This window comes from Enterobacter cloacae complex sp. IR53030 (genome assembly GCF_049238365.1).
Taxonomy (GTDB): domain Bacteria; phylum Pseudomonadota; class Gammaproteobacteria; order Enterobacterales; family Enterobacteriaceae; genus Enterobacter; species Enterobacter kobei.
The window spans coordinates 25,918-47,960 of record NZ_JBMKHA010000015.1 but is presented as its reverse complement, the minus strand read 5'-3'; the positions used below and the strand labels follow the sequence as shown (position 1 = coordinate 47,960).

General features: G+C 56.3%; 22 protein-coding genes and 1 pseudogene. 13 read left to right on the top strand and 10 right to left on the bottom strand.

Features of this window, described 5'->3' with window-relative positions:
• The first annotated feature begins 52 nt into the window (after positions 1-52).
• From uhpA to ACOTXR_RS15800, 5 genes are all read left to right on the top strand, one after another.
• A complete protein-coding gene (uhpA, locus tag ACOTXR_RS15820) occupies positions 53-646 on the top strand; it encodes a transcriptional regulator UhpA (protein ID WP_014881931.1) in 594 nt (197 codons plus the stop codon).
• The gene (gene uhpB, locus ACOTXR_RS15815; protein WP_014881932.1) at positions 643-2,148 is read left to right on the top strand and encodes a signal transduction histidine-protein kinase/phosphatase UhpB; all 1,506 of its coding nucleotides are present in this window, start codon (positions 643-645) and stop codon (positions 2,146-2,148) included. The genes uhpA and uhpB overlap by 4 nt, the downstream gene beginning before the upstream one ends.
• Entirely contained in the window at positions 2,141-3,451 is a 1,311-nt protein-coding gene (locus ACOTXR_RS15810) for an MFS transporter (protein WP_058690216.1), read from the top strand. The genes uhpB and ACOTXR_RS15810 overlap by 8 nt, the downstream gene beginning before the upstream one ends.
• 140 nt (positions 3,452-3,591) lie before the next feature.
• Positions 3,592-4,983, top strand: coding sequence for a hexose-6-phosphate:phosphate antiporter (uhpT, locus tag ACOTXR_RS15805; RefSeq protein ID WP_047343390.1), 1,392 nt, complete (start codon positions 3,592-3,594; stop codon positions 4,981-4,983).
• A gap of 376 nt (positions 4,984-5,359) precedes the next feature.
• Positions 5,360-5,842 (top strand): Hcp family type VI secretion system effector, encoded by a 483-nt coding sequence (locus ACOTXR_RS15800; protein WP_421767054.1) that lies wholly within the window; start codon positions 5,360-5,362, stop codon positions 5,840-5,842.
• Positions 5,843-5,866: 24 nt separating this feature from the next.
• Here ACOTXR_RS15800 and ACOTXR_RS15795 read toward each other — a convergent pair whose 3' ends face one another.
• Together ACOTXR_RS15795 and ACOTXR_RS15790 are read right to left on the bottom strand one after the other, a co-directional pair.
• Positions 5,867-6,199 (bottom strand): DUF1493 family protein, encoded by a 333-nt coding sequence (locus ACOTXR_RS15795; RefSeq protein WP_032645117.1) that lies wholly within the window; start codon positions 6,197-6,199, stop codon positions 5,867-5,869.
• Positions 6,184-6,749 (bottom strand): annotated as a pseudogene (locus tag ACOTXR_RS15790) (STM2901 family protein). Before ACOTXR_RS15790 ends, ACOTXR_RS15795 begins: the two are co-directional and overlap by 16 nt.
• Before the next feature lie 312 nt (positions 6,750-7,061).
• On the opposite strand from ACOTXR_RS15790, the gene ACOTXR_RS15785 reads away from it, so the two are divergent.
• The 3 genes from ACOTXR_RS15785 (at position 7,062) to nepI (ending at position 9,921) form a co-directional block, all read left to right on the top strand.
• Positions 7,062-8,081: an alpha/beta fold hydrolase gene (locus tag ACOTXR_RS15785; protein WP_058690218.1), complete on the top strand. Its 1,020-nt coding sequence runs from the start codon at positions 7,062-7,064 to the stop codon at positions 8,079-8,081.
• Between the two features lie 94 nt (positions 8,082-8,175).
• Positions 8,176-8,628, top strand: coding sequence for a DUF1198 domain-containing protein (locus ACOTXR_RS15780; protein ID WP_014881939.1), 453 nt, complete (start codon positions 8,176-8,178; stop codon positions 8,626-8,628).
• 102 nt (positions 8,629-8,730) lie between these two features.
• Complete coding sequence (nepI, locus tag ACOTXR_RS15775; protein WP_032635267.1) at positions 8,731-9,921, top strand: purine ribonucleoside efflux pump NepI; 1,191 nt, start codon at positions 8,731-8,733, stop codon at positions 9,919-9,921.
• Between the two features lie 42 nt (positions 9,922-9,963).
• On the opposite strand, the gene ACOTXR_RS15770 is transcribed toward nepI, so the two are convergent.
• From ACOTXR_RS15770 to ACOTXR_RS15745, 6 genes are all read right to left on the bottom strand, one after another.
• Positions 9,964-10,869 carry an EamA family transporter gene (locus ACOTXR_RS15770; protein WP_014881941.1) on the bottom strand — a complete coding sequence of 302 codons (906 nt, stop codon included), beginning with the start codon at positions 10,867-10,869 and terminating at the stop codon, positions 9,964-9,966.
• 153 nt (positions 10,870-11,022) lie between these two features.
• Positions 11,023-12,402 carry a carbohydrate porin gene (locus ACOTXR_RS15765; RefSeq protein WP_014881942.1) on the bottom strand — a complete coding sequence of 460 codons (1,380 nt, stop codon included), beginning with the start codon at positions 12,400-12,402 and terminating at the stop codon, positions 11,023-11,025.
• A gap of 136 nt (positions 12,403-12,538) precedes the next feature.
• Positions 12,539-12,841 carry a PTS lactose/cellobiose transporter subunit IIA gene (locus ACOTXR_RS15760; RefSeq protein WP_029741865.1) on the bottom strand — a complete coding sequence of 101 codons (303 nt, stop codon included), beginning with the start codon at positions 12,839-12,841 and terminating at the stop codon, positions 12,539-12,541.
• A 5-nt stretch (positions 12,842-12,846) separates the two neighbouring features.
• Positions 12,847-14,223 (bottom strand): glycoside hydrolase family 1 protein, encoded by a 1,377-nt coding sequence (locus ACOTXR_RS15755; RefSeq protein WP_421767053.1) that lies wholly within the window; start codon positions 14,221-14,223, stop codon positions 12,847-12,849.
• 17 nt (positions 14,224-14,240) lie between these two features.
• A complete protein-coding gene (locus ACOTXR_RS15750; RefSeq protein WP_023331699.1) occupies positions 14,241-15,566 on the bottom strand; it encodes a PTS sugar transporter subunit IIC in 1,326 nt (441 codons plus the stop codon).
• Between the two features lie 11 nt (positions 15,567-15,577).
• The gene (locus tag ACOTXR_RS15745) at positions 15,578-15,892 is read right to left on the bottom strand and encodes a PTS sugar transporter subunit IIB (RefSeq protein ID WP_014830072.1); all 315 of its coding nucleotides are present in this window, start codon (positions 15,890-15,892) and stop codon (positions 15,578-15,580) included.
• 293 nt (positions 15,893-16,185) lie between these two features.
• On the opposite strand from ACOTXR_RS15745, the gene ACOTXR_RS15740 reads away from it, so the two are divergent.
• Positions 16,186-17,136: a LacI family DNA-binding transcriptional regulator gene (locus tag ACOTXR_RS15740; RefSeq protein ID WP_014881946.1), complete on the top strand. Its 951-nt coding sequence runs from the start codon at positions 16,186-16,188 to the stop codon at positions 17,134-17,136.
• 61 nt (positions 17,137-17,197) lie between these two features.
• Here ACOTXR_RS15740 and ACOTXR_RS15735 read toward each other — a convergent pair whose 3' ends face one another.
• On the bottom strand, positions 17,198-17,494 hold the full coding sequence (locus tag ACOTXR_RS15735; protein ID WP_014881947.1) for a YicS family protein: 297 nt from the start codon (positions 17,492-17,494) through the stop codon (positions 17,198-17,200).
• A 140-nt stretch (positions 17,495-17,634) separates the two neighbouring features.
• On the opposite strand from ACOTXR_RS15735, the gene ACOTXR_RS15730 reads away from it, so the two are divergent.
• The 4 genes from ACOTXR_RS15730 to ACOTXR_RS15715 all read left to right on the top strand — a co-directional run bounded on the left by ACOTXR_RS15730 (position 17,635) and on the right by ACOTXR_RS15715 (position 20,882).
• On the top strand, positions 17,635-18,054 hold the full coding sequence (locus tag ACOTXR_RS15730) for a GNAT family N-acetyltransferase (protein WP_014881948.1): 420 nt from the start codon (positions 17,635-17,637) through the stop codon (positions 18,052-18,054).
• A 147-nt stretch (positions 18,055-18,201) separates the two neighbouring features.
• Positions 18,202-19,002, top strand: a complete 801-nt coding sequence (nlpA, locus tag ACOTXR_RS15725) for a lipoprotein NlpA (protein ID WP_014881949.1) — start codon at positions 18,202-18,204, stop codon at positions 19,000-19,002.
• 120 nt (positions 19,003-19,122) lie between these two features.
• The gene (locus ACOTXR_RS15720) at positions 19,123-19,902 is read left to right on the top strand and encodes an MBL fold metallo-hydrolase (RefSeq protein ID WP_047361323.1); all 780 of its coding nucleotides are present in this window, start codon (positions 19,123-19,125) and stop codon (positions 19,900-19,902) included.
• Between the two features lie 26 nt (positions 19,903-19,928).
• Positions 19,929-20,882, top strand: coding sequence for a GlxA family transcriptional regulator (locus tag ACOTXR_RS15715; protein ID WP_014881951.1), 954 nt, complete (start codon positions 19,929-19,931; stop codon positions 20,880-20,882).
• Between the two features lie 43 nt (positions 20,883-20,925).
• On the opposite strand, the gene ACOTXR_RS15710 is transcribed toward ACOTXR_RS15715, so the two are convergent.
• On the bottom strand, positions 20,926-22,014 hold the full coding sequence (locus ACOTXR_RS15710) for an AAA family ATPase (RefSeq protein WP_014881952.1): 1,089 nt from the start codon (positions 22,012-22,014) through the stop codon (positions 20,926-20,928).
• Positions 22,015-22,043 lie beyond the last annotated feature (29 nt).

The window sequence follows — 22,043 nt, the reverse complement described above, 5'->3', positions numbered from 1 at the left end:
TAGGCCGGATAAGCGCAGCGCCATCCGGCGTTTTCAGACCGCAGGATCAAACATGACCACCATCGCGCTTATCGACGACCACCTTATCGTCCGCTCCGGCTTTGCCCAGCTTCTCAACCTCGAACCCGATTTTCAGGTCGTGGCCGAGTTTGGCTCCGGTCGTGAGGCGCTGGCGGGCCTGCCGGGGCGCGGAGTGCAGGTCTGTATCTGCGATATCTCAATGCCGGATCTCTCCGGTCTGGAGCTGTTAAGCCAGCTGCCGAAAGGGATGGCGACGATCATGCTCTCGGTCCACGACAGCCCGGCGCTGGTCGAGCAGGCGCTCAACGCGGGCGCACGCGGGTTCCTCTCAAAACGCTGTAGCCCGGACGAGCTGATCGCCGCCGTGCGTACCGTCTCCACCGGCGGCTGCTATTTAACACCGGATATCGCCATTAAGCTGGCGGCCGGACGTCAGGATCCGCTCACTAAACGCGAACGTCAGGTTGCAGAGAAACTCGCACAGGGAATGTCGGTGAAAGAGATTGCGGCCGAGCTGGACCTGTCGCCAAAAACCGTCCACGTTCACCGCGCCAATCTGATGGAAAAACTCAACGTCAGCAACGATGTCGAGCTGGCGCGCCGCATGTTTGATAGCTGGCAATGAACCCGCTGTTTTCGCGGCTGATCGCCGTCGTCGCCAGCTTTTTTATCTTTTCTGCCGCATGGTTCTGCCTGTGGAGCATCAGCCTGCATCTGGTGGAGCGGCCCGAGCTGGCGGTATTGCTGTTCCCCTTCGGCCTGCGTCTGGGGTTGATGCTGCAATGTCCCCGCGGCTACTGGCCCGTTTTGCTGGGCGCAGAGTGGCTGATGCTGGTCTGGCTGGCGCAGGAAGTTGCGCTCACGCAGCTGCCATTATTGATGACCGGAAGCCTGCTCACGCTTATCCCGGTTGCGCTCATTTCCCGTTATCGTCACCAGCGTGACTGGCGCACGCTGCTGCGTCAGGGGGCGGCGCTGATTGCCGCCGCGCTGCTGCAATCGCTGCCGTGGGCTGGCGACAAGGAGATGCTCAACGCCCTGCTGCTGACCCTCACCGGCGGGCTGACCCTTGCGCCGACCTGTCTGGTTTTCTGGCACTACCTCACCAGCACCGTCTGGCAGCCGCTGGGGCCTGCGCTGGTATCCCAGCCCGTCAACTGGCGCGCCCGGCATCTCATCTGGTATCTGCTGCTGTTTGTGGTGAGCCTGTGGCTACAGCTCGGCCTGCCCGCAGAGCTTTCACGCTTCACACCGTTTTGTCTGGCGCTGCCGATCATCGCCCTCGCCTGGCACTACGGCTGGCAGGGCGCCTTAATTGCCACGCTGATGAACGCCATCGCGCTCATTGCCAGCCAGACCTGGCACGACCATCCGGTGGACCTGCTGCTTTCCCTGCTGGCTCAAAGCCTGACCGGGCTGCTGCTGGGGGCGGGGATCCAGCGTCTGCGCGAGCTGAACCAGTCTCTGCAAAACGAGCTGGCGCGTAATCGCCGTCTGGCGGAGCGTCTGCTGGAGACGGAAGAGAGCGTGCGGCAGGAGGTCGCCCGTGAGCTGCATGATGACATCGGCCAGACCATCACCGCCATCCGCACCCAGGCGGGTATTGTCCAGCGTCTGGCGGCGGAAAATGCCGGTGTGAAGCAGGGCGGGGCGCATATCGAACAGCTTTCGCTGGGGGTTTATGACGCCGTTCGCCGCTTGCTGGGACGGCTGCGTCCGCGCCAGCTTGACGACCTGTCACTTGAGCAGGCGATACGCTCCCTGATGCGCGAGATGGAGCTGGAAAGCCGCGGCATTGTCAGCCATCTCGACTGGCGAATTAATGAATCTGCGCTGAGTGAAGGCCAGCGCGTGACGCTGTTCCGCGTCTGTCAGGAAGGGCTGAATAATATCGTCAAACACGCCAATGCCAGCGCGGTCACCATTCAGGGCGGCCAGCATAACGATCGCCTGACGCTGGTGATTGAAGACGACGGCTGCGGCCTGCCGCCGGGCTCCGGCCAGCAGGGTTTTGGCCTGGCGGGCATGCGCGAGCGCGTGAAGGCGCTGGGTGGCACGCTGGCTATCTCCTGTACCCACGGGACGCGCGTTAGCGTCAGCCTGCCGCTAAGGAACCACCATGTTTAAAATGCCTGCCAACGCCTCACCGCTAGGCGACAAAGCGGAAATTGACGCGCGCTACCGCTACTGGCGTCGCCATATCCTGATGACCATCTGGCTTGGCTATGCGCTGTTTTACTTTACCCGCAAAAGCTTTAACGCCGCCGCGCCGGAAATCCTCGCCAGCGGCGTGATGACGCGTACCGATATCGGCCTGCTGGCGACGCTGTTTTACATCACCTACGGCCTGTCGAAGTTCTTCTCCGGCATCGTCAGCGACCGCTCCAACGCGCGCTACTTTATGGGCGTCGGGCTGATTGCCACCGGCGTGGTAAATATCCTGTTCGGCTTCTCCACCTCGCTGTGGGCCTTTGCCCTGCTGTGGGCGCTGAACGCTTTTTTCCAGGGCTGGGGAGCGCCGGTTTGTGCCCGCCTGCTCACCGCCTGGTACTCGCGCAACGAGCGCGGCGGCTGGTGGGCAATCTGGAACACCGCGCATAACGTCGGCGGGGCGCTGATCCCGATGGTGGTCGGTGCGGCGGCGCTGCACTACGGCTGGCGCGCAGGGATGATGATTGCCGGGGGGCTGGCGATTGTTGCCGGGCTGTTCCTCTGCTGGCGCCTGCGCGACAGGCCGCAAACCGTTGGACTGCCTGCGGTGGGCGACTGGCGGCACGACGAGATGGAGATTGCCCAACAGCAGGAAGGGGCGGGGCTGACCAGCAAAGAGATCCTGACCAAATACGTGCTGAAAAATCCCTACATCTGGCTACTCTCGCTCTGCTACGTGCTGGTCTACGTGGTCCGGGCGGCGATCAACGACTGGGGTAATCTGTACATGTCGGAGACGCTCGGGGTGGATCTGGTCACCGCCAACTCGGCGGTCACGATGTTCGAGCTGGGCGGATTTATCGGCGCGCTGGTGGCAGGCTGGGGCTCGGACAAGCTGTTTAACGGCAACCGAGGCCCGATGAACCTGATCTTCGCCGCCGGGATATTGCTCTCCGTCGGCTCGCTGTGGCTGATGCCGTTCGCCAGTTACGTGATGCAGGCGGCATGCTTCTTCACCATCGGCTTCTTCGTGTTTGGCCCGCAGATGCTGATCGGCATGGCCGCGGCGGAGTGCTCGCACAAAGAGGCGGCGGGTGCGGCGACGGGGTTTGTCGGGCTGTTTGCTTATCTTGGCGCATCGCTCTCTGGCTGGCCCCTGGCGCGGGTGATCGACACCTGGCACTGGAGCGGTTTCTTCGCGGTCATCGCCATCGCGGCGGGGATCTCTGCCCTGCTGCTGCTGCCCTTCCTGCACGCGCAGGCCCCGCGCGAAGCGTGACACACTTCACCTTTTACTGCCGAGTGGCGCAAAACTAAGAAATTTTCCCGGTTTTACCTGGACGCTATCTCAGGCATCTCTCCCGGCTGATTTTTACAATGCCTGCCATTCGCAGGTAAAAATCAGCTCAGGAGCAAACCATGCTGGCCTTCCTCAATCAGGTGCGCAAGCCGACCCTGGATCTGCCGCTCGACGTGCGGCGCAAAATGTGGTTCAAACCGTTCATGCAGTCGTATCTGGTGGTCTTCATCGGCTATCTGACCATGTACCTGATCCGCAAAAACTTTAACATCGCGCAGAACGACATGATCTCGACCTACGGGCTGAGCATGACGCAGCTGGGGATGATTGGCCTGGGATTCTCCATCACCTACGGGGTGGGGAAAACGGTGGTTTCCTACTATGCGGACGGTAAAAATACCAAGCAGTTCCTGCCGTTTATGCTGATTCTCTCCGCCATCTGTATGCTCGGCTTCAGCGCCAGCATGGGCGCAGGCTCCGTGAGCCTGTTCCTGATGATCGCTTTCTATGCCCTGAGTGGTTTCTTCCAGAGTACCGGCGGATCGTGCAGCTACTCCACCATCACCAAATGGACCCCGCGCCGCAAGCGTGGTTCGTACCTCGGCATGTGGAACATCTCGCATAACCTCGGCGGTGCGGGCGCGGCAGGCGTGGCGCTGTTCGGCGCGAACTATCTGTTCGATGGCCACGTGATCGGCATGTTTATCTTCCCGTCGATTATCGCCCTGATTGTCGGCTTTATCGGCCTGCGCTTCGGCAGCGATTCCCCGGAATCTTACGGCCTCGGCAAAGCCGAAGAGCTGTTCGGCGAGGAGATCAGCGAAGAGGACAAAGAGACCGAAGAAAACGAGATGACCAAATGGCAGATCTTTGTTGAGTATGTGCTGAAAAACAAAGTGATCTGGCTGCTGTGCTTCTCAAACATCTTCCTGTACGTGGTGCGTATCGGTATCGACCAGTGGTCGACGGTGTATGCCTTCCAGGAGCTGAAGCTTTCTAAAGAAGTCGCGATTCAGGGCTTCACCCTGTTTGAAGTGGGCGCGCTGGTCGGCACGCTGCTGTGGGGCTGGCTCTCGGATCTCGCCAATGGCCGCCGCGCGCTGGTGGCCTGCGTCGCGCTGGCGCTGATTATCGCCACGCTCGGCATCTACCAGCACGCCAGCAACCAGTATGTTTACCTGGCTTCCCTGTTTGCGCTCGGCTTCCTGGTATTTGGTCCACAGCTGCTGATTGGCGTGGCGGCGGTCGGGTTTGTACCGAAAAAAGCGATCGGCGCAGCCGATGGGATTAAAGGCACCTTCGCTTACCTGATCGGCGACAGCTTCGCCAAGCTGGGGCTGGGGATGATTGCCGACGGTACGCCAATTTTTGGCCTCACCGGCTGGGCAGGCACCTTTGCGGCGCTGGATGCGGCAGCCATTGGCTGTATCGTTCTGATGGCGATGGTTGCGGTGCTGGAAGAACGTAAAATTCGTCGCGAAAGGCGAGTGCAGAAATTGAAAACAGCCTGAGTGTGCAGGTGACTTCTTTGCCCGGCTGACCGCCGGGCTTTTTTCCCTTCCCGCTACTCCTCAGAAAAAGATTACGGCTCATTTTTTCACTCCACCAGCAGTCGGTCGCCAGAGGACCGGTTGTAATACGGTGTTTTCTGGAGCGTTCATAATCTAACTTCTTAATATGGTTAAAAAATGCCTGGTCAATATCTCAAAAAGAGATCGACCAGGCGTAAACATGACCTGGCTTGAACTTTTATAGCCGCACCGGGCATACGCTGGGGGGAGATAGGCGCACTAAAAAGAAGAACATGAATTAAGTTTTCAAGCCAACCGCTAGCCAGAACACAACCCGGTGTTTGACTATAACAACGTTCTCAAGGAAAAAATTAACATGGCTATACCAGCTTACTTATGGCTTAAGGATGACGGTGGAGCATTAATCAAAGGCGGAGTTGATGTTCAGCACAGAGAATGCAGCATTGAGGTAAAGGGGTTCCATCATAACCTCATGATCCCAACTGATAACGCCACCGGCAAAATAACCGGTATGCGCATACATTCACCTATGTTAATCATTAAAGAATTCGATTGCTCAAGCCCATATCTCTATAAAGCGGTAGCGACAGGGCAAAGCCTGGTCTCTGCTGAGATAAAATGGTACAGGATTAACTACTCCGGCCAGGAAGAAGAATACTTTACTATGCTGCTCGAAGGCGTCAGGGTCGTTTCTATCTCGCCCGCGATGGCACCAGGCGATAACCCTAACGAAAACCATATGGAAACGGTTGAACTACGTTACGAGAAAATTACCTGGAAGCATAACGACGGGAACATCATCTTTAGCGATGCCTGGAACGAGCGTCAGTCAGCGTAAAGAACGTAAGGGGCAAGCCGCCCCTTAATCATATAACCAGTGCCCGGATTTGGCAGACTCAATAATCATTTCGAGCGTTAGCGGCTTATACTGTCGATCCCGAAACTTCTTTCGAAGTCCAAACTGGAACCAAAACAGCTCCGGCTCAAAATAGTTGTCCAGAACAAAGTTGCTGTACTCAATCCCATAGCGATTGAAAAGGTCAAGCAGCATATCCTCAAGATCTTCAGGAACGAGGTTGAAATGCTCCTGGAAGGTCCATTCCTTCTGGGCGGGACGTTTCAGTTCACTGTAGTTTTCAGTGATGTAATCCAAAAATTCTTGATCATCAGGCAATAACATTAGAAGTATGTCCATTCGATCCGATCTTTCGGTCGGGCTATCAGGTTGTACTTGTTTCTGGTTTCTTTGGCCACAAGGGTAAATACAATGACTGCCTGGGCATAGCCGACGAACGGAACAACCCTTCCAACTACTGCCCCAACCTTATTTGTTTGTCTTGTTTTACCCATACCGATCATGGTCTCCACCCTCATACCTCCAGGAAAGCGGACTCCCTTCAATATGCGACGTGCTAGGGAGGGTGCGAATAAGTACCCTCCGCAACGAAAATGAAACTTTTAGTCAATTAAATTCAATCACTTACATAGGCGTTTTTTTGCGTTTGGTGACTTATTCGCACCTTCCCTAGTTTGGAGGCAACACTTGTACGCGAGCCTGACGCGCCCAACACCTTACGCTTGGGTATTAAAGGCTGACCTGCAAGGATTGTTGCAGCAGTCTCTATCGTTACGCCCAAATGGTTCGCCAGACCCTCAGCGAATATCAGCAAAAATAGCTCCTGTGGGGTTACATTCGAATTCCCGCGATAGAAATATGTCCCACCAGATTCCTCTATTGTATCCATAGCATCATCCTGAATTCAGTTTAAACAAGGTTATAGCCTTGCTTAACTTAAGGATAATGAGTGAGTAATAGTTTTATGAAATTAAGAAAAGCGCCCGCAAACAGGCTATTTGTCGATTATGAGGTCGTGATGTCGGCAAGCTGTAATGAGGCCGGCATCTTCTGAAATTGCATATAACATATGAGCTTGACTTAAGGATATTTTACATCCCACCTTTACTCCGCTTTACAGACCCGCTCCCCTGCATGCTCTACAGTTTATTTTTGCTGCCGCGCTGCGCGGCATTTGACCGTTTTGTTATGGAGAGCCCGCATGTTAACCCGACGATTATCCTGCCTTGCGCTGCTGATGGCGCTGGCGTCACCCGCAATGGCCGCGGATACCCCTTCCTACGGCGAAAAGCTGGAAGGTTTCGATTACGGCTGGCCGGTAAAACACTTTACCTTTACCTCACAAAACCAGTCTCTGGATATGGCTTATCTGGACGTTAAGCCGGAAAAACCCAACGGTCGCACCGTGGTATTGATGCACGGCAAAAACTTCTGCGCTGGAACTTGGGACGGCACGATCCGCGCGCTCTCGGCCAGGGGTTATCGCGTGGTGGCACCCGACCAGATCGGTTTCTGTAAATCCACCAAGCCGGAGCGGTATCAGTACACCTTCCAGCAGCTGGCGGACAATACCCATGCGCTGCTCGCATCCCTGGGTGTCGATCGCGTGACGGTTATCGGGCATTCGACCGGCGGCATGCTGGCGACGCGCTACGCGCTAATGTGGCCGCAGCAGGTGGAACAGTTGGTGATGATCAATCCGATTGGGCTGGAAGACTGGAAAGCGCGCGGTGTGCCGCATATTACCGTCGACCAGTGGTACCAGCGCGAACTGAAGGTCAGCGCCGACGGTATTCGTCAGTACGAGAAAAACACCTACTACGCTGGGGAGTGGAAGCCGGAATACGAGCGTTGGGTGACCATGCTCGCCGGGCTGAACAACGGGCCGGGTAAAGCGCGCGTGGCCTGGAACTCGGCGCTGCTCTACGACATGATTTACACCCAGCCGGTGATCTACGAATTTAGCGACCTGAAGATGCCGGTATTATTGATGATCGGCACGAAGGACAACACCGCCATCGGGAAAGATCTCGCCCCGCCGGAGATCCGCAAGACGCTCGGCAACTATGCGGTGCTGGGGAAAGAGACGGCAAAACGCATTCCGCACGCGACGCTGGTGGAATTTAACGATATGGGTCATGCGCCGCAGATGCAGGATCCTGCGCGCTTCCACGAGGCACTGCTGAAGGGGCTTCAGCGCGGCGATCCGCTTTTAGAATGATTTTCCACCTCTTTTCACTACACTAATAGCATTTTGCCCGCTGTCGAGGCCTTGCGTTTCCCGCTATGATAAGCGGCTAGTCTGAGGAGAACGCATGGTCTGGATAATGCTGGCAACGCTTGCCGTGGTGTTTGTGGTGGGATTTCGCGTCCTGACCTCAGATTCCCGCCGCGCCATCAAACGTTTAAGCGAACGGCTGGGGATTACCCCAATGCCGGTTGAGTCGATGATCGATCAGTTCGGTAAAACAGCCGGGAATGAGTTTATCCGTTATCTTGAACGCCCGGACGAGGCGCATCTGCAAAACGCGGCGCAGGTATTGCTGATCTGGCAGGTCTGCATTGTCGACGGCAGTGAAGAGAACCTGCATACGTGGCACCGTCTGCTGCGTAAAGCCCGCCTGGGGGCGCCGATCACCGATGCGCAAATTCGTCTGGCGCTCGGCTTTATGCGCGAGATGGAGCCCGACCCGCAGGAGCTTAATGCCTTTCAGCTACGCTATAACCAGCTTTTCCTGCCGGAAGAGGGCGTGTTTTACCTACATTAATTCCCTCTAAAAACCACAAAAGTTGTCTAAACGTTAAATCCGTCACACTTTTGATGATAAACTGCGCGACTTTTCCGCACGTTTTTATCTTCAGGTGACGCCATGACAGAACATATCCAGCCCTCGACCAGACCGCAGACCAAAGAGGTTTCACGCCCCAACTGGTCGGCGGTTTTCTCCGTGGCATTCTGCGTTGCCTGCCTGATCACCGTCGAGTTTCTGCCGGTCAGCCTGCTGACGCCGATGGCGCAGGATCTCGGCATTTCCGAAGGCGTGGCGGGGCAGTCTGTTACCGTGACCGCCTTTGTGGCGATGTTCGCCAGTCTGTTTATTACGCAGGTGATTGGCGCCATTGACCGCCGCAAAGTGGTTATTCTTTTCAGCGTGCTGCTGACGCTCTCCTGCCTGCTGGTCTCCTTCGCGGAAAACTTCACCCTGTTGCTGCTGGGGCGCGCCTGTCTGGGACTGGGTCTTGGCGGTTTCTGGGCGATGTCCGCCTCGCTCACCATGCGCCTGGTACCCGCGCGTACGGTGCCGAAAGCGCTGTCCGTCATCTTCGGTGCGGTCTCCATCGCGCTGGTGATTGCCGCGCCGCTGGGCAGCTTCCTCGGCGGGATCATCGGCTGGCGTAACGTCTTCAACGCGGCGGCGGTGATGGGCGTGCTCTGTATTATCTGGGTATGGAAGGCATTGCCGTCCCTGCCGGGCGAAGCGGCGCATCACAAACAGAATATGTTCAGCCTCCTCAAGCGCCCGGGTGTGCTGGCGGGGATGACCGCCATCTTTATGGCCTTTGCCGGGCAGTTTGCCTTCTTCACCTATATCCGTCCGGTGTATATGACCATGGCGGGCTTTGACGTGGATGGTCTGACCCTGGTGTTGCTGAGCTTTGGTATCGCCAGCTTTGTCGGTACGTCGCTGTCGTCCCAGTTCCTGAAACGTTCCCTGAAAGTGGCGCTGGCTGGCGCGCCGCTGGTACTGGCAGTGAGTGCCACGGTGCTGGTGCTGTGGGGTAGCGATAAGTGGGTCGCCTCGGCGATTGCGGTTATCTGGGGCTTTGCCTTTGCGCTGGTGCCGGTGGGCTGGTCGACGTGGATTACTCGCTCGTTGGCCGATCAGGCGGAGAAAGCCGGGTCGATTCAGGTGGCCGTGATCCAACTGGCAAACACTTGCGGCGCGGCGGTGGGCGGCGTTGCGCTCGACCATCTGGGACTGACGTCACCGCTGGTGATTTCCGGTACGCTGATGTTGCTGACAGCGCTGCTGGTGGCCGGGAAGGTTAAGGCGAAGTAAACCAACTGTCCCCTCTCCCCTATGGGGAGAGGGGACATCAGGCTACGCCGATGCCTTAACCCTTCTACGCGAATCCATCGAAATCAACACTACTGACGACACAATCAACAGCGTCCCCAGCCAGTCCGGCAGGGTGAACGCCACACCCAGTAAAACCACCGACAGTAATGCGCTGCTCAGCGGCTCGGCGCAGCTCAGAATGCTTGCCTTCGGCCCGCCAATCATCTGTGCGCCTTTCAGATACAGGCTAAATGTTAGCGCCGTACCGATTACCACCAGGTAGAAGAAGGCCAGCAGCAGGCCGCCGTCAATCACAAAGGTGGTCCCGCGTCCGGCGTAGAACGGCGTCAGCATGAGCCCGGCAATCAACATACTCCAACCGACAATCGGCAGCGTGCCGTAGCGGGCAATAAGTGTTGAGGGATACGTGGTGTAAAACGCGGCAGCAAAGGCCGAGGCGATACCGAAGAACAGCGCGGCAGGGGAGATGGAGAGCGAGGTCGGGTCGCCGTGAGTCACCAGCAGGAAAGTACCGATCAACGACGTAAAAATCGCTGACAGGACAAACACGCCGGGACGCTTTTTCCGCGCCAGCGCAAACCAGGCCACGATAATGGTCGGTGACAGAAACTGCAGCACGGTGGCGGTAGCCGCGTTGGATTTTTCAATCGTCAGCAGGAAGGTGAGCTGCACGGTGAGCGCGCCAACCAGAGAGAAGAACAGCAGGCTGAGGGCATCTTTGCGATGCTTGATGACCGAGAAAATCTTGTCGCCGTGAACGAAAGAAAGCGTCAGCAGGATCACGCCGGTAAACAGCAGGCGAACCATGGTCAGGTAAGGCGAAGAAATGTGGCTTTTCTCCATGATGTACTGCGCGCAAACCCCTGAACTTCCCCATAAAACGGCGGCGATCAGGACGTTTAACATCCCTTTGCGTGTGGAACCCATGTTCTCCCCTGCTATGTTGATTTTTTTGTAGCATAACATGGGATCTTGCCGGGTTGTGTGCGGCCTGATGCCCTCACCCCAGCCCTCTCCCACGGGGAGAGGGAGAAAACACTAAAAACGGCAACGTTGCGTTGCCGTTTTGCGTTTACCTTGCTAGAACCACGCCTCCCACATCGCGCCGACGTTGAAGTCGTCCAGCGTTTCGTCTTTGGTATTGTTCACGCGGGCGGTGCGTTCGTTATCTACTTTGCCGCCGGTCACGTAGAAGCGCAGCATTGGACGGAACTCCGGACCCATGGCGATAGACATGTTCTGCGACAGGGTCAGCTTCCAGCCCTTGTTATCGCCGCCGTTGTCATAATCAACGTGCTGCCAGCCCGCTTCGAGCCAGGTGGAGTGAACGTCGTTCCACCAGTGCATTGGGCGCACGATGGCGTTGTAGTTCTTACGGTTGTCGGTCTTATCACGACTGTTGTCGTAGTCGTGGAAGGCGAGGATGTACTCTACCTGCGTGGCCTGGGTGAATTTGTATAACCCTTCGAAGCTGGCGTAAACCGTGGTCAGATCCTCGGTTTTGTTGAACACGCTGTTGTCCGCATTATCGGAGTAACGCGCGATCACCTTGTTCACGCCGCTGTCGTTGGTGTGGCTCAGCACCACGCCGCCCTGCCAGGCGTTCAGGCGCTCGTCGCTTTCAACCGCTTTGGAGTCAAAGCCGTAGTTAGCGTACAGCTCCATGTCGATCGGGCCGAGCTTCATGCCGTGAATTTTTGACGTCGCGGCGTAGTTGCCTTTGTCGCCCGTGCCGGAACCGCCGGTACAGGTGATGCGCGACGGGTTGGCTTCATCCTCCATCACTTCCGGGCTACAGGATTCCACCGCCGCCACGGCGGCGACATCAAACTGCACGCCGCCGATGTCGAAGTTTTTCACCCCGGCACCCTGGCCGTCGTGGTTCATCCAGAAGTAATCGTTAATGCCCTGCTGTGGACGCTGATGGAAGTCACGACCCGCCCAGAAATAGGCGTTCGGGTTGGAGGCCATAATGTTGGTCACGCCCGCGTAGGCTTTTTTAAGGTTAACTTCGTCGCCCCAGTGGTCGATCATCACGTTGATGTCCCAAATGGCGCCGTTATCACCCTTGAAGGCTTTAGAGAGCTGGAATTCCCCACCGTTGCCCTCGTTACCCAGACGACCAATCGCGGAGGCGCCGTTGTAGGAACCGTCCACCGCCACGTATTTCTGATCGGCGGCCTGGAAGTGCGCGCCGTAGCGGGCGTAACCGGTAAATTTCACCCCGAACGGGATCGCCATATCCGGGGATTGCGCCGCGCTTTGCGGCTCAGTCACCACGTCTGCCTTTTTCGCGACCGCCGCATCCATTTTGGCCTGCCGCTCGGCCAGCGCTTTGTCCACCGCTTTAGCCACAATGGCGTCGATTTGCTCCTGCGTAAATTCTTGTGCGAGTACAGAAATTGGGCAAAGCGCGGCGATAACCGCCATGGTTAATGGAAGTTTTTTAATCGTATTCATGGTTATCTCAATATAGTTTAATTTTATTCAGACAATAACCATCCCGCTCCGATCTGACAGAGTATGTCGCTATCATCAGAACAAGTGGATCTCTATTTAGGGTACAGAGGTATTACATTAATTATTTCGCCATAGACTATCTCTGATATAAATGAATAATTTCTTCGGATAATTCACGCGCTAATAAGGAGTTCATTAAATGATCCTGGGCATGAACCATAATTAAGGTCATCGGCTGGCGGCCTTCGCCAGCATCCTGCTCAATCAGTTTGGTTTGCATCTTGTGCGCCTGGCGCGCGTAGCCATCGGCTTCGCGCAGCAGACTTTTGGCCTCGTCAATGTTGCCCTGACGTGCAGCGTGCAGGGCTTCAAAGCACAGGCTGCGGGACTGTCCGGCATTGACGATAATTTCCATTACGGCTTCTTCTAGTGCGATCATCATCATTACTCTTGTTCAAAACTATTATTTAAGGCGGTGGCGGCAAACCACTCTCCGCTTTTCTTAATGGTGCGCTGCTGCGTCTCTACATCGAGCTGAATAAACCCGTAGCGATTTTTATACGCATTACACCATGACCAGTTATCAATAAACGTCCACATATGGTAGCCAAGACAATTGCAGCCCTCGCTAATCCCTTTATGCAGCCACGTTAAATGCTCAGAAATAAACTCGATACGGTATTTATCGTTAATCTGGCCATTTTCAATAAAGCGCTGTTCATTTTCGACACCCATGCCGTTTTCCGAAATAAAGCAGCGCGGGTTGCCGTAATTATCACGCAGGTTAACCAGAATATCGTAAATACCCGGCGCGTAGATTTCCCAGCCGCGGTACGGGTTCATCTTGCGGCCCGGCATTTCGTAGTTATCAAAGAACCACTCCGGCATAAACGGCGCCTGCGGGTTCACCGCGCTGTCACGACACTTAACGCGGCGCGGCTGATAGTAGTTCACGCCGAGCAGGTCGATTTTCCCTTCCGCGATCAGGACGCTATCTTCCGGCTTACAGGCAGGCAGCTGATCGTATGCCTTCAGCAGCGCAACCAGGTCCGCCGGGTATTCGCCGCGCAGGACCGGGTCGAGGAAGCTGCGGTTAAACATCAGATCCGCAATGTGTGCCGCCTTCACGTCCGCCGGGTTTTGCGAGCGCGGATAGGACGGCGTCAGGTTTAATACGATGCCGATTTCCCCCGCGTAGTGACCGGCGCGGTAGGCCTGAACCGCCTTTGCGTGGGCCAGCACGGTGTGATACGCCACGGTGGCTGCCCGACGAAAATCCACCACGTTCGGGTAGTGGAAGTCGTACAGATAGCCGCCTTCCACCGGCACAATCGGCTCGTTGAAGGTAAACCAGTGCAGCACGCGATCGCCAAACAGCTCGAAGCAAATCTGCGCATAGCGGGCGTAAGCGTCCACGACTTCTCGGTTTTCCCAGCCACCGATCGCCTGCATCGCCATCGGCATGTCGAAATGGAACAGGGTAATAAACGGCGTGATGCCCTGTTCATTCAGCTCTTCAATGACCTGATGATAAAAATCGACCGCTTCCGGGTTCACTTCACCGATACCGTCAGGGATCAGGCGCGCCCAGCTAATCGAGGTACGAAAGCTGTTGTGGTTCAGCTGCTTTAACAGCTGAATGTCCGTTTTCCAGTGCTGATAAAACGTGGAGGCCTGCTGCGGCCCCACGCCGTTGTGAAAACGGTTTGGCTCGCGGGCAAACCAGTAATCCCACGTGGTTTCGCCCTCTCTTGCCCCTTCCGTCTGGAGAGCGGAGCTTGCGCTGCCCCACCAGAAGTTATCGGGAAATGCGTATTTCATGACCTTTCCTCTTTGACTTAATTGCTTGCGGTTTCGGCAGCACCGACGGTCGCCTGCGCTTTCTGCTCTTCGTTTTTCATCAGCGTACGCTCATAGGCACGCAGGAAAGGCAGATACATCAGCGCGGACATCACCATACACACAAGGCACATCACCACCGGGCTCAGCGCCCAGTTCGCCGCCCACGAGGCGCCAATCGGTGCCGGGGTGGTCCACGGGGTTAACGAGACGACCTGCGCCAGCCAGCCGAGTTTGGTTGCCGCATACGCCAGACAGGCGTTGATCAGCGGAACGCACACGAACGGAATGAACAGCATCGGGTTCATGATGATCGGCGCGCCAAACAGAATCGGTTCGTTGATGTTAAAGAAGCTGGGCACCACGCCCATTTTGCCGATGGTACGCAGATGGGTAACGCGGCTGCGCAGCAGCAGGAACGCCAGGGGTAACGTGGAGCCTACGCCGCCAATCAGCAGGTAGTGATCCCAGAAGCCCTGCAGGTATACGTGCGGCAGCGCCGCGCCGGCCGCCAGTGCCGCCTGGTTTGCCGAGAGGTTCGCCATCCAGAACGGGTTCATGATGCCGGTGACAATCAGCGAGCCGTGGATACCGGCGAACCAGAAGATCTGGCACAGCAGCACGGAGAGCAGAATAGCGGGCAGGGAGTCGGAGGCAGAGACCAGCGGCTCCAGCAGGTGCATGATCGCCTGCGGGATAATCATGCCGGTTTGCGCTTCGATGAACAGGTTCAACGGGTGCAGGGTACCGATCACCACCATCACCGGGATCAGGATCTCAAACGAACGCGCCACGCCGGTCGGTACTTCTTTCGGCAGGCGGATGGTGACGTTGTTCTGCTTCAGCCACGCATAAACGCGGGTGGCGTAGATGGCGGTGATCAGCGCGGTAAAAATGCCCTGGCCGGAGAGATACTGGGTCGAGATTTTACCGTCGGCATACGGCGCGGCGACCAGCAGGAAGGCCATAAATGCCAGCAGGCCGGACATCACCGGGTCGAGGTTAAACTGGCGCCCCAGGCTCGCCCCAATCCCCACCGAGATGAAGAAGGTCATCACGCCCATGCTGAGGTTAAACGGCAGCATCAGCTGTTCGCGGTAAGTCTGGGAGAAATCCAGCCAGCCGCGCGCAAAGCTATTGGTAGTATCCGCCGAAAACGGCGGGAAGATGAACACCAGCATAAACGAGCCGATGATCATGAACGGCAGCGCGGCGGTAAAGCCGTCGCGGATAGCAATCACATACTTTTGCTGACCAAGTTTGGCGGCCAGCGGGGTAATTGACTGCTCAATCACCGCGACCATGGATTGATATAACGAACTCATGTGAACACCTTTTAGTGTGCCGCTTCGATGAGCGACAGAGCATAGTCCAGTACTTTATCGCCACGCTGCATGCCGTAGTCCATCATGTCGATGGGCTGGACCGGAATGCCTTTCGTAGCCGCCTTGTCTGAGAGTGTCTGTAACATGTATTTCACTTGTGGTCCGAGAAGCACCACCTGGTATTGCGGAAACTGCGTATCAAATTCGGAAACACCGTACGCATCTATTTTCACCGGCAAACCACGTTCTTTCGCGACATCGACCATTTTGCTGACCAACAGGCTGGTGGACATCCCGGCAGAGCAGCACAGCATAATCTTGAACATCGACAACCATCCTCTAAATGTAAAAAGTTATTGCGGGAATGATTGGACATTATACGGAAACCGGTTTCCATTCATAAAAGACAGAAGTGTGACAACCATCAAGATCCCTTACTTATGAGGCTAATTAACCGGATGTATGTCACATAATTTGGCTGTTTTGACATCATTTTGAGTGGAAACGGAAAATCGGTTTCCATGGAAAACGGAAACGGATATACTCCGTTCTGGCTATAATATGAGCCGAAGCGGTCATGGAATTTGCAGGCGCGAGGTAAGCCTGTCAGGGGAAAGAGATGTCGACAATCAATGATGTATCACGTCTTGCCGGGGTATCTAAAGCCACGGTATCGCGAGTGTTGAGTGGGTCGCGTGGCGTAAAGGAAGCCAGCCGTCAGGCCGTTCTGAAGGCAGTGGATGAGCTTAACTACCGGCCTAATGTGATTGCCCAGTCGCTGCTGAGCCAGTCGACGGGATGTATCGGCGTCATTTGCGCACAGGAAAATATTAACCAGACCACCGGTTATTTGTACGCGCTGGAAAAACATCTCAGCCAGCATCAAAAACACCTGCTGCTGCGCTTCGCGCATAGCAAAGCCGAAGTAATGAATGCGCTCGAAGAGCTCTCCTGCGGTTTGTGTGATGACATCCTCGTCATCGGCGCGCGTTTCCCGCTGGACGTGGATATGGACAACGTCATCCTCGTGGACTGTATGGAGTCCGATAATTCCAACAGCATCCAGTTCGATCACGCCTTTGCCGCTGAAACCGCCTGTAACTACCTGACCAGCCAGGGTCGTCGCCAGATTGCCCTGATCCACCCGCACGGCAGCGGTTTTGCCGATCAGGTGCTGCTCGGCTACAAACATGCGCTGGAGAAAAATTTCCTGCCCTTTAATCGCAACCTCGTCTTTATGGACGCGACCTCCTCGTCCGTTGCGCTACAGGAGCTGCTTAACAACGCCAGCACGCTGAATTTCAACGCATTACTGGTGGCGGACGAGCAAGAAGCCCAGCGAGTGATCCCACAGCTGCAGGCGTTTAATAAATCCGTGCCGGAAGACATTATGGTCTTCAGCCTTGCTGGATCCCTGCACCTGCCGGGTATTCCGGTGATCCCGGCCATTGAATATTCCATGGATGCCATGGCGGCGCGTATCGTGAGCTGGCTGACGGAGAAAACGCAGATGCTGGGGTCCTACGTTCTGCGTGGGGATTTAATTATTCCGGATGTGCGTAAGCGTTAAAAATGTTGTGTAGGCCGGGTAAGGCGCAGCCGCCACCCGGCGAGAAGCACGTTTCCAGCCCTCAATAATCTTCCATACAATCCACCTGACCAATCGCCGCCCAGTAGGCGTCCAGGTTGTCGCGCTTCACGGCGGTAACGGCATTTTTGATCAGCAACTGATTGGCCTCGGACGACAAAATCATCTCCTGCCAGGCTTTATCGCTCTGCTTTCTCTGTGGCGTACAGGTTTTCTTAATATCTTTAAGGACCTGCTGCTTTATTTGCGCCTCTTTCGCGGGGTCATCCTTTTCCTGAGCATGGACAAACGCGGCGAAGAGCAGACAAACCAGCAGGCAGACCAGGTGCGCAGCTTTCATCAAAACCCCCTTTAGAAGTCACATGCTTCCCATGAAATATATCGTTACATTCAGTGTAGCGACGCCAGTCGAAAGTATGAATTTTCTCCACGCCACCGGTGTGCGATAGTGAGACGGCACAGAAAACAAGGAGAGAAAATATGCACTTGAGCATTACTGACGCCGTCACGCCGCAGGAAAAAGAAGAGCTACTTGTGGGTCTGAGAGCCTATAACGGACGGTTCCTCGATTTGACGAACTTTAGCGGTGACATAGGCGTTTACGTTCGAGACGAAAAGGGCGTCATGCTGGGCGGCTTAATTGGCGTACGTAAAGGCGACTGGCTGAATATCGACTATCTCTGGGTGAGCGATACCGTACGGGGCAGCGGTGTGGGCAGCCAGCTTATCAACACGGCGGAAAATGAAGCCAGGCGTAAAGGCTGCAAGCACGCGCTGGTGGATACCGTTAGCTTCCAGGCGCGCCCGTTCTATGAAAAACAGGGCTACCAGCTGCAGATGTCTTTGCAGGATTACCCATACCCGGGTATGCAGCGTCATTACCTGACGAAAGCGCTTTAAATTCTGATTCTGCGGGCCGGGGAACCGCAGAGCCATCCGGCGATACCCGCATATAACTTATCCTTCTTATTGATTCTTTTTCGTTTTTTATTTCCCCGCCTCGTTGTCGATATAGTCATTGAAACATTCAGCAAAAGGAACTGTCTCGTGAAACGTCGATTGGGTGCGCTGGTCCTCGCTGGCCTGCTGCTGGCAGGGTGCGATCAAAATGGCAGCGATGCCAGACACATTAAAGTAGGCGTCATCAACGGCGCCGAGCAGGACGTAGCGGAAGTCGCCAAAAAGGTGGCGAAAGAGAAATATGGCCTGGACGTGGAGCTGGTCGGTTTCAGCGGCTCGCTATTGCCTAACGATGCTACCAACCAGGGGGAGCTGGATGCCAATGTCTTTCAGCACCGTCCGTTCCTTGCAGAAGATAACAAGGCGCATGGCTACAAGCTGGTTGCCGTGGCGAATACCTTCGTGTTCCCGATGGCCGGTTATTCACGCAAAATCAAATCCGTTTCGGACCTGAAGAACGGTGCGACCATTGCCATTCCAAACGACCCAACCAACCTTGGCCGTGCGCTGTTGCTGCTGCAAAAAGAGAAGCTCATTACCCTGAAGCCAGACACCGGCCTGCTGCCGACGGCGCTGGATATTACCGCTAACCCTAAACATCTGAACATCATGGAGCTGGAAGGGGCGCAACTGCCGCGCGTGCTGGACGATCCCAAAGTGGATGTCGCCATCATCAGCACCACCTATCTTCAGCAAACCGGGCTGTCGCCGGTGCATGACAGCGTCTTTATTGAAGATAAAAATTCGCCGTACGTGAACATCGTGGTGGCGCGCGAAGACAACAAAGACGCGGAGAACGTGAAGGAATTTATCCAGTCGTATCAGTCACCGGAAGTGGCGAAAGCGGCTGAGACGATCTTTAACGGCGGAGCGGTACCGGGCTGGTAAATTCTGCCTGAAAACGCGGAGTTTAAATTGGCCCGATTCCATCGGTAATCGCCCTTTAACCCACAGCGTGGCCTGCGACGTCGGGCTATCCTCCTTATCACACCAACCGGAGGATAGCCCATGAACATTACCCAAATTCGCAACGCCACCCTGCTGATTACCTACGCCGGGAAACGTCTTTTAATCGACCCGATGCTGGCCCCGAAAGATGCTTATCCGGGCTTTCCCGGCACGGCGCATGCCGAACGCCGTAACCCGACGGTCGAACTCCCTGTTGACGTCAACACGCTGCTGAACGCCGACGCGGTGATCGTCACCCATACCCATGACGATCACTGGGATCGCACCGCGGCGGAGCTGATCGCCAAAGACAAACCGATCTACGTGCAAAACGACCGTGACGCCGCGCTGCTGCGCAGCCAGGGGTTTAGCAACCTGACGGTCATGACCGACGCGACCTTCTTCGGCGATATTCAGATTGCTAAAACCCACGGCGGCCAACACGGTACCGACCGGGCTTACGCCGTGCCGGAGCTGGCGGAGCGTCTGGGCGAGGCCTGTGGCGTGGTGCTGCGTCATCCTGATGAGAAGACGCTTTATCTTGCCGGGGATACCGTCTGGCGTGACGCGGTGGCGGCCGATCTGCAAAAGCACCAGCCGGACGTGGTGGTACTTAATGCCGGATATGCCCACGTGCTTGGTTTTGGGCCCATCATTATGGGCCAGGAAGATGTGCTCAACGTTCATTTCCTGCTCCCACAGGCCAAAATAGTGGCGAGCCATATGGAGGCGATTAACCACTGCCTGTTGACCCGCAGCGCGCTGCGTGAGTACGTTGAAGCCAATCAGGTGGGTGACGCAGTGACCATTCCCCAGGATGGCGAAACCGTTATATTCTGAGTGCGTTAAAGGGAAAGGAGAGACAGATGTCGCTAATCAACGTCGCGATTGTCGCGGTAGACGGGTTCAGCCCGTTCCACTACTCCGTTCCCTGCATTCTGTTTGGCGATTCCGTCTCCGGCGAAAAGCGCTTTAACGTGACGATCTGCGCCGAAACGCCGGGGTTCCTCACCTCAAAAGACGGGTTCGCCCTCAACGCCACGCAGGACTACACCGCCATTGGTCGGGCCGATATAGTCGTTGTTCCCTACTGGCAGCACGTCCTCGAACGCCCGCCTCAGACGCTGCTCGACAGCCTGGTGCAGGCGAGAGACAACGGCGCGGAAATCGTCGGGCTGTGTCTGGGGTCGTTTGTGCTGGGCTATGCGGGCATTCTCGACGGCAAGCGCGCTGCCACCCACTGGGAGTTCGAAAATCAGTTCCAGTCGCTCTTTCCGCACGTCCAGCTGGATATCAATGCCCTCTATGTGGATGACGGCAATATCATCACCTCTGCCGGTACCGCCGCCGCGCTGGACTGTTGCCTGTATATCATTCGTCAGCGCTTTGGCAGCGTGGTCGCCAACCAGATTGCCCGGCGGATGATTGTGCCGCCGCACCGCGAGGGCGGTCAGGCGCAGTTTATTGCTCAGCCTGTTCCGAATGACACCCGCGATGCACGTATCAATTGCCTGATCGACTATCTACAGCAGCACATCACCGAACCGCATAGCCTGGACTCGCTGGCGGAGGTGGTTTCGATGAGCCGCCGCACGCTGACCCGTCACTTTATTAAAGCCACAGGAATGAGCGTCGCCGACTGGCTTACCGCCGAACGCCTGCGGCGTAGCCAGATCCTGCTTGAAGCCGGAAATATGCCGATTGAACGCGTGGCCGAGCTGGTGGGATTTAATTCTGCCGTCACCTGGCGACAGCAGTTTAAGGCGCGTTTTGGGGTAAGTCCTGCGGAGTGGCGAAAGACGTTTCGTCTGCATAGCTAGCGTGGAAGTTCCACCCCGGTAAGTTGGGTATGAAGAGATTGAGCTACCCCAGCCTCTCCACCTTCGTCTCCCCCTCCGCCATCGACAGCTGGTACAGCGAAAACGATCTCTGTTTCTCAATCAACTTCGCCAGCTCCGGCGAGTGGCTGGTGAGCCAAATCTGCGAGTAGCGGCTGGCCTCGGCGATTAAGCTCGCCAGCGCGGGGAGCATCTGCGGATGCAGGCTGTTTTCCGGTTCGTTCAACGCGATAAACGCCGGTGGGCGCGGGCTTAACAGCGCCACCGCCAGGCACAGAAAGCGCAGGGTGCCGTCGGAGAACTCCGCCGGTTCCAGCGGCCTGCTCAGCCCCTCGCGCTGCATCATCATGCGAAAACGTCCGCCGGTGTTGTCGCTGTAAAACACGCAGCCGGGGAAGGCCTGGTCGAGGATGCGCATCAGGAGCAGTTCGTCGCCAATCTCCACGATGGTCTGAAACGCCGCTGCCAGGTTGGCACCGTCGCTGGCCAGCACCGGGGAACGGAACCCGACCTGCGGGGCACGCATCGCCGAGCCGGATGAGACGGAAAACTCATGATAAAAGCGCCAGTTACGCAGGGACTCGCGCATCTGCGACACTTCCGGGTAAAGATGCGGTTCGCCGAGCTGCCCGAACACCGATTCGTTCTCGTACAGCGTGCCGCTGTGGGTCACTTTCTCGTGATGCACGTTATTCAGAAACACCGCCTGATTCTTACGCTTCATCAGCTGTGACGACGGGCGTCGATGCTGGCCGCTCAGCCAGATGGACTCCTCTTTGATCACCGGGTCGAGCTGAAACTGCGAGGGATAGGGCAGCCTCTCCACAAACCCAACCTGCAGCTCGTATTCGTAGGTCTCGGTTTCCACCGCCAGGTTCATCCGCCGCAGCTGGTCGCTGCGGGTTTTGCCTGCCCAGAACACCTTCAGAATGCCGCCCTCGTTCGCCAGCGCCTGGGAGAACTGCCCCTGGGCGGCGCTGTGCATCAGGTGTATCGCCTTGTAAATATTGGATTTCCCGGTGCCGTTCGGGCCGAAGACGATGTTTAGCTGTTCCAGCTCAAGCGACATCTCGCGTATGGAGCGGTAGTTTTGAATGTGCAGGGTGTTGATCACGGGCAGGCCCCTTTTTGCAGAATAAGCCT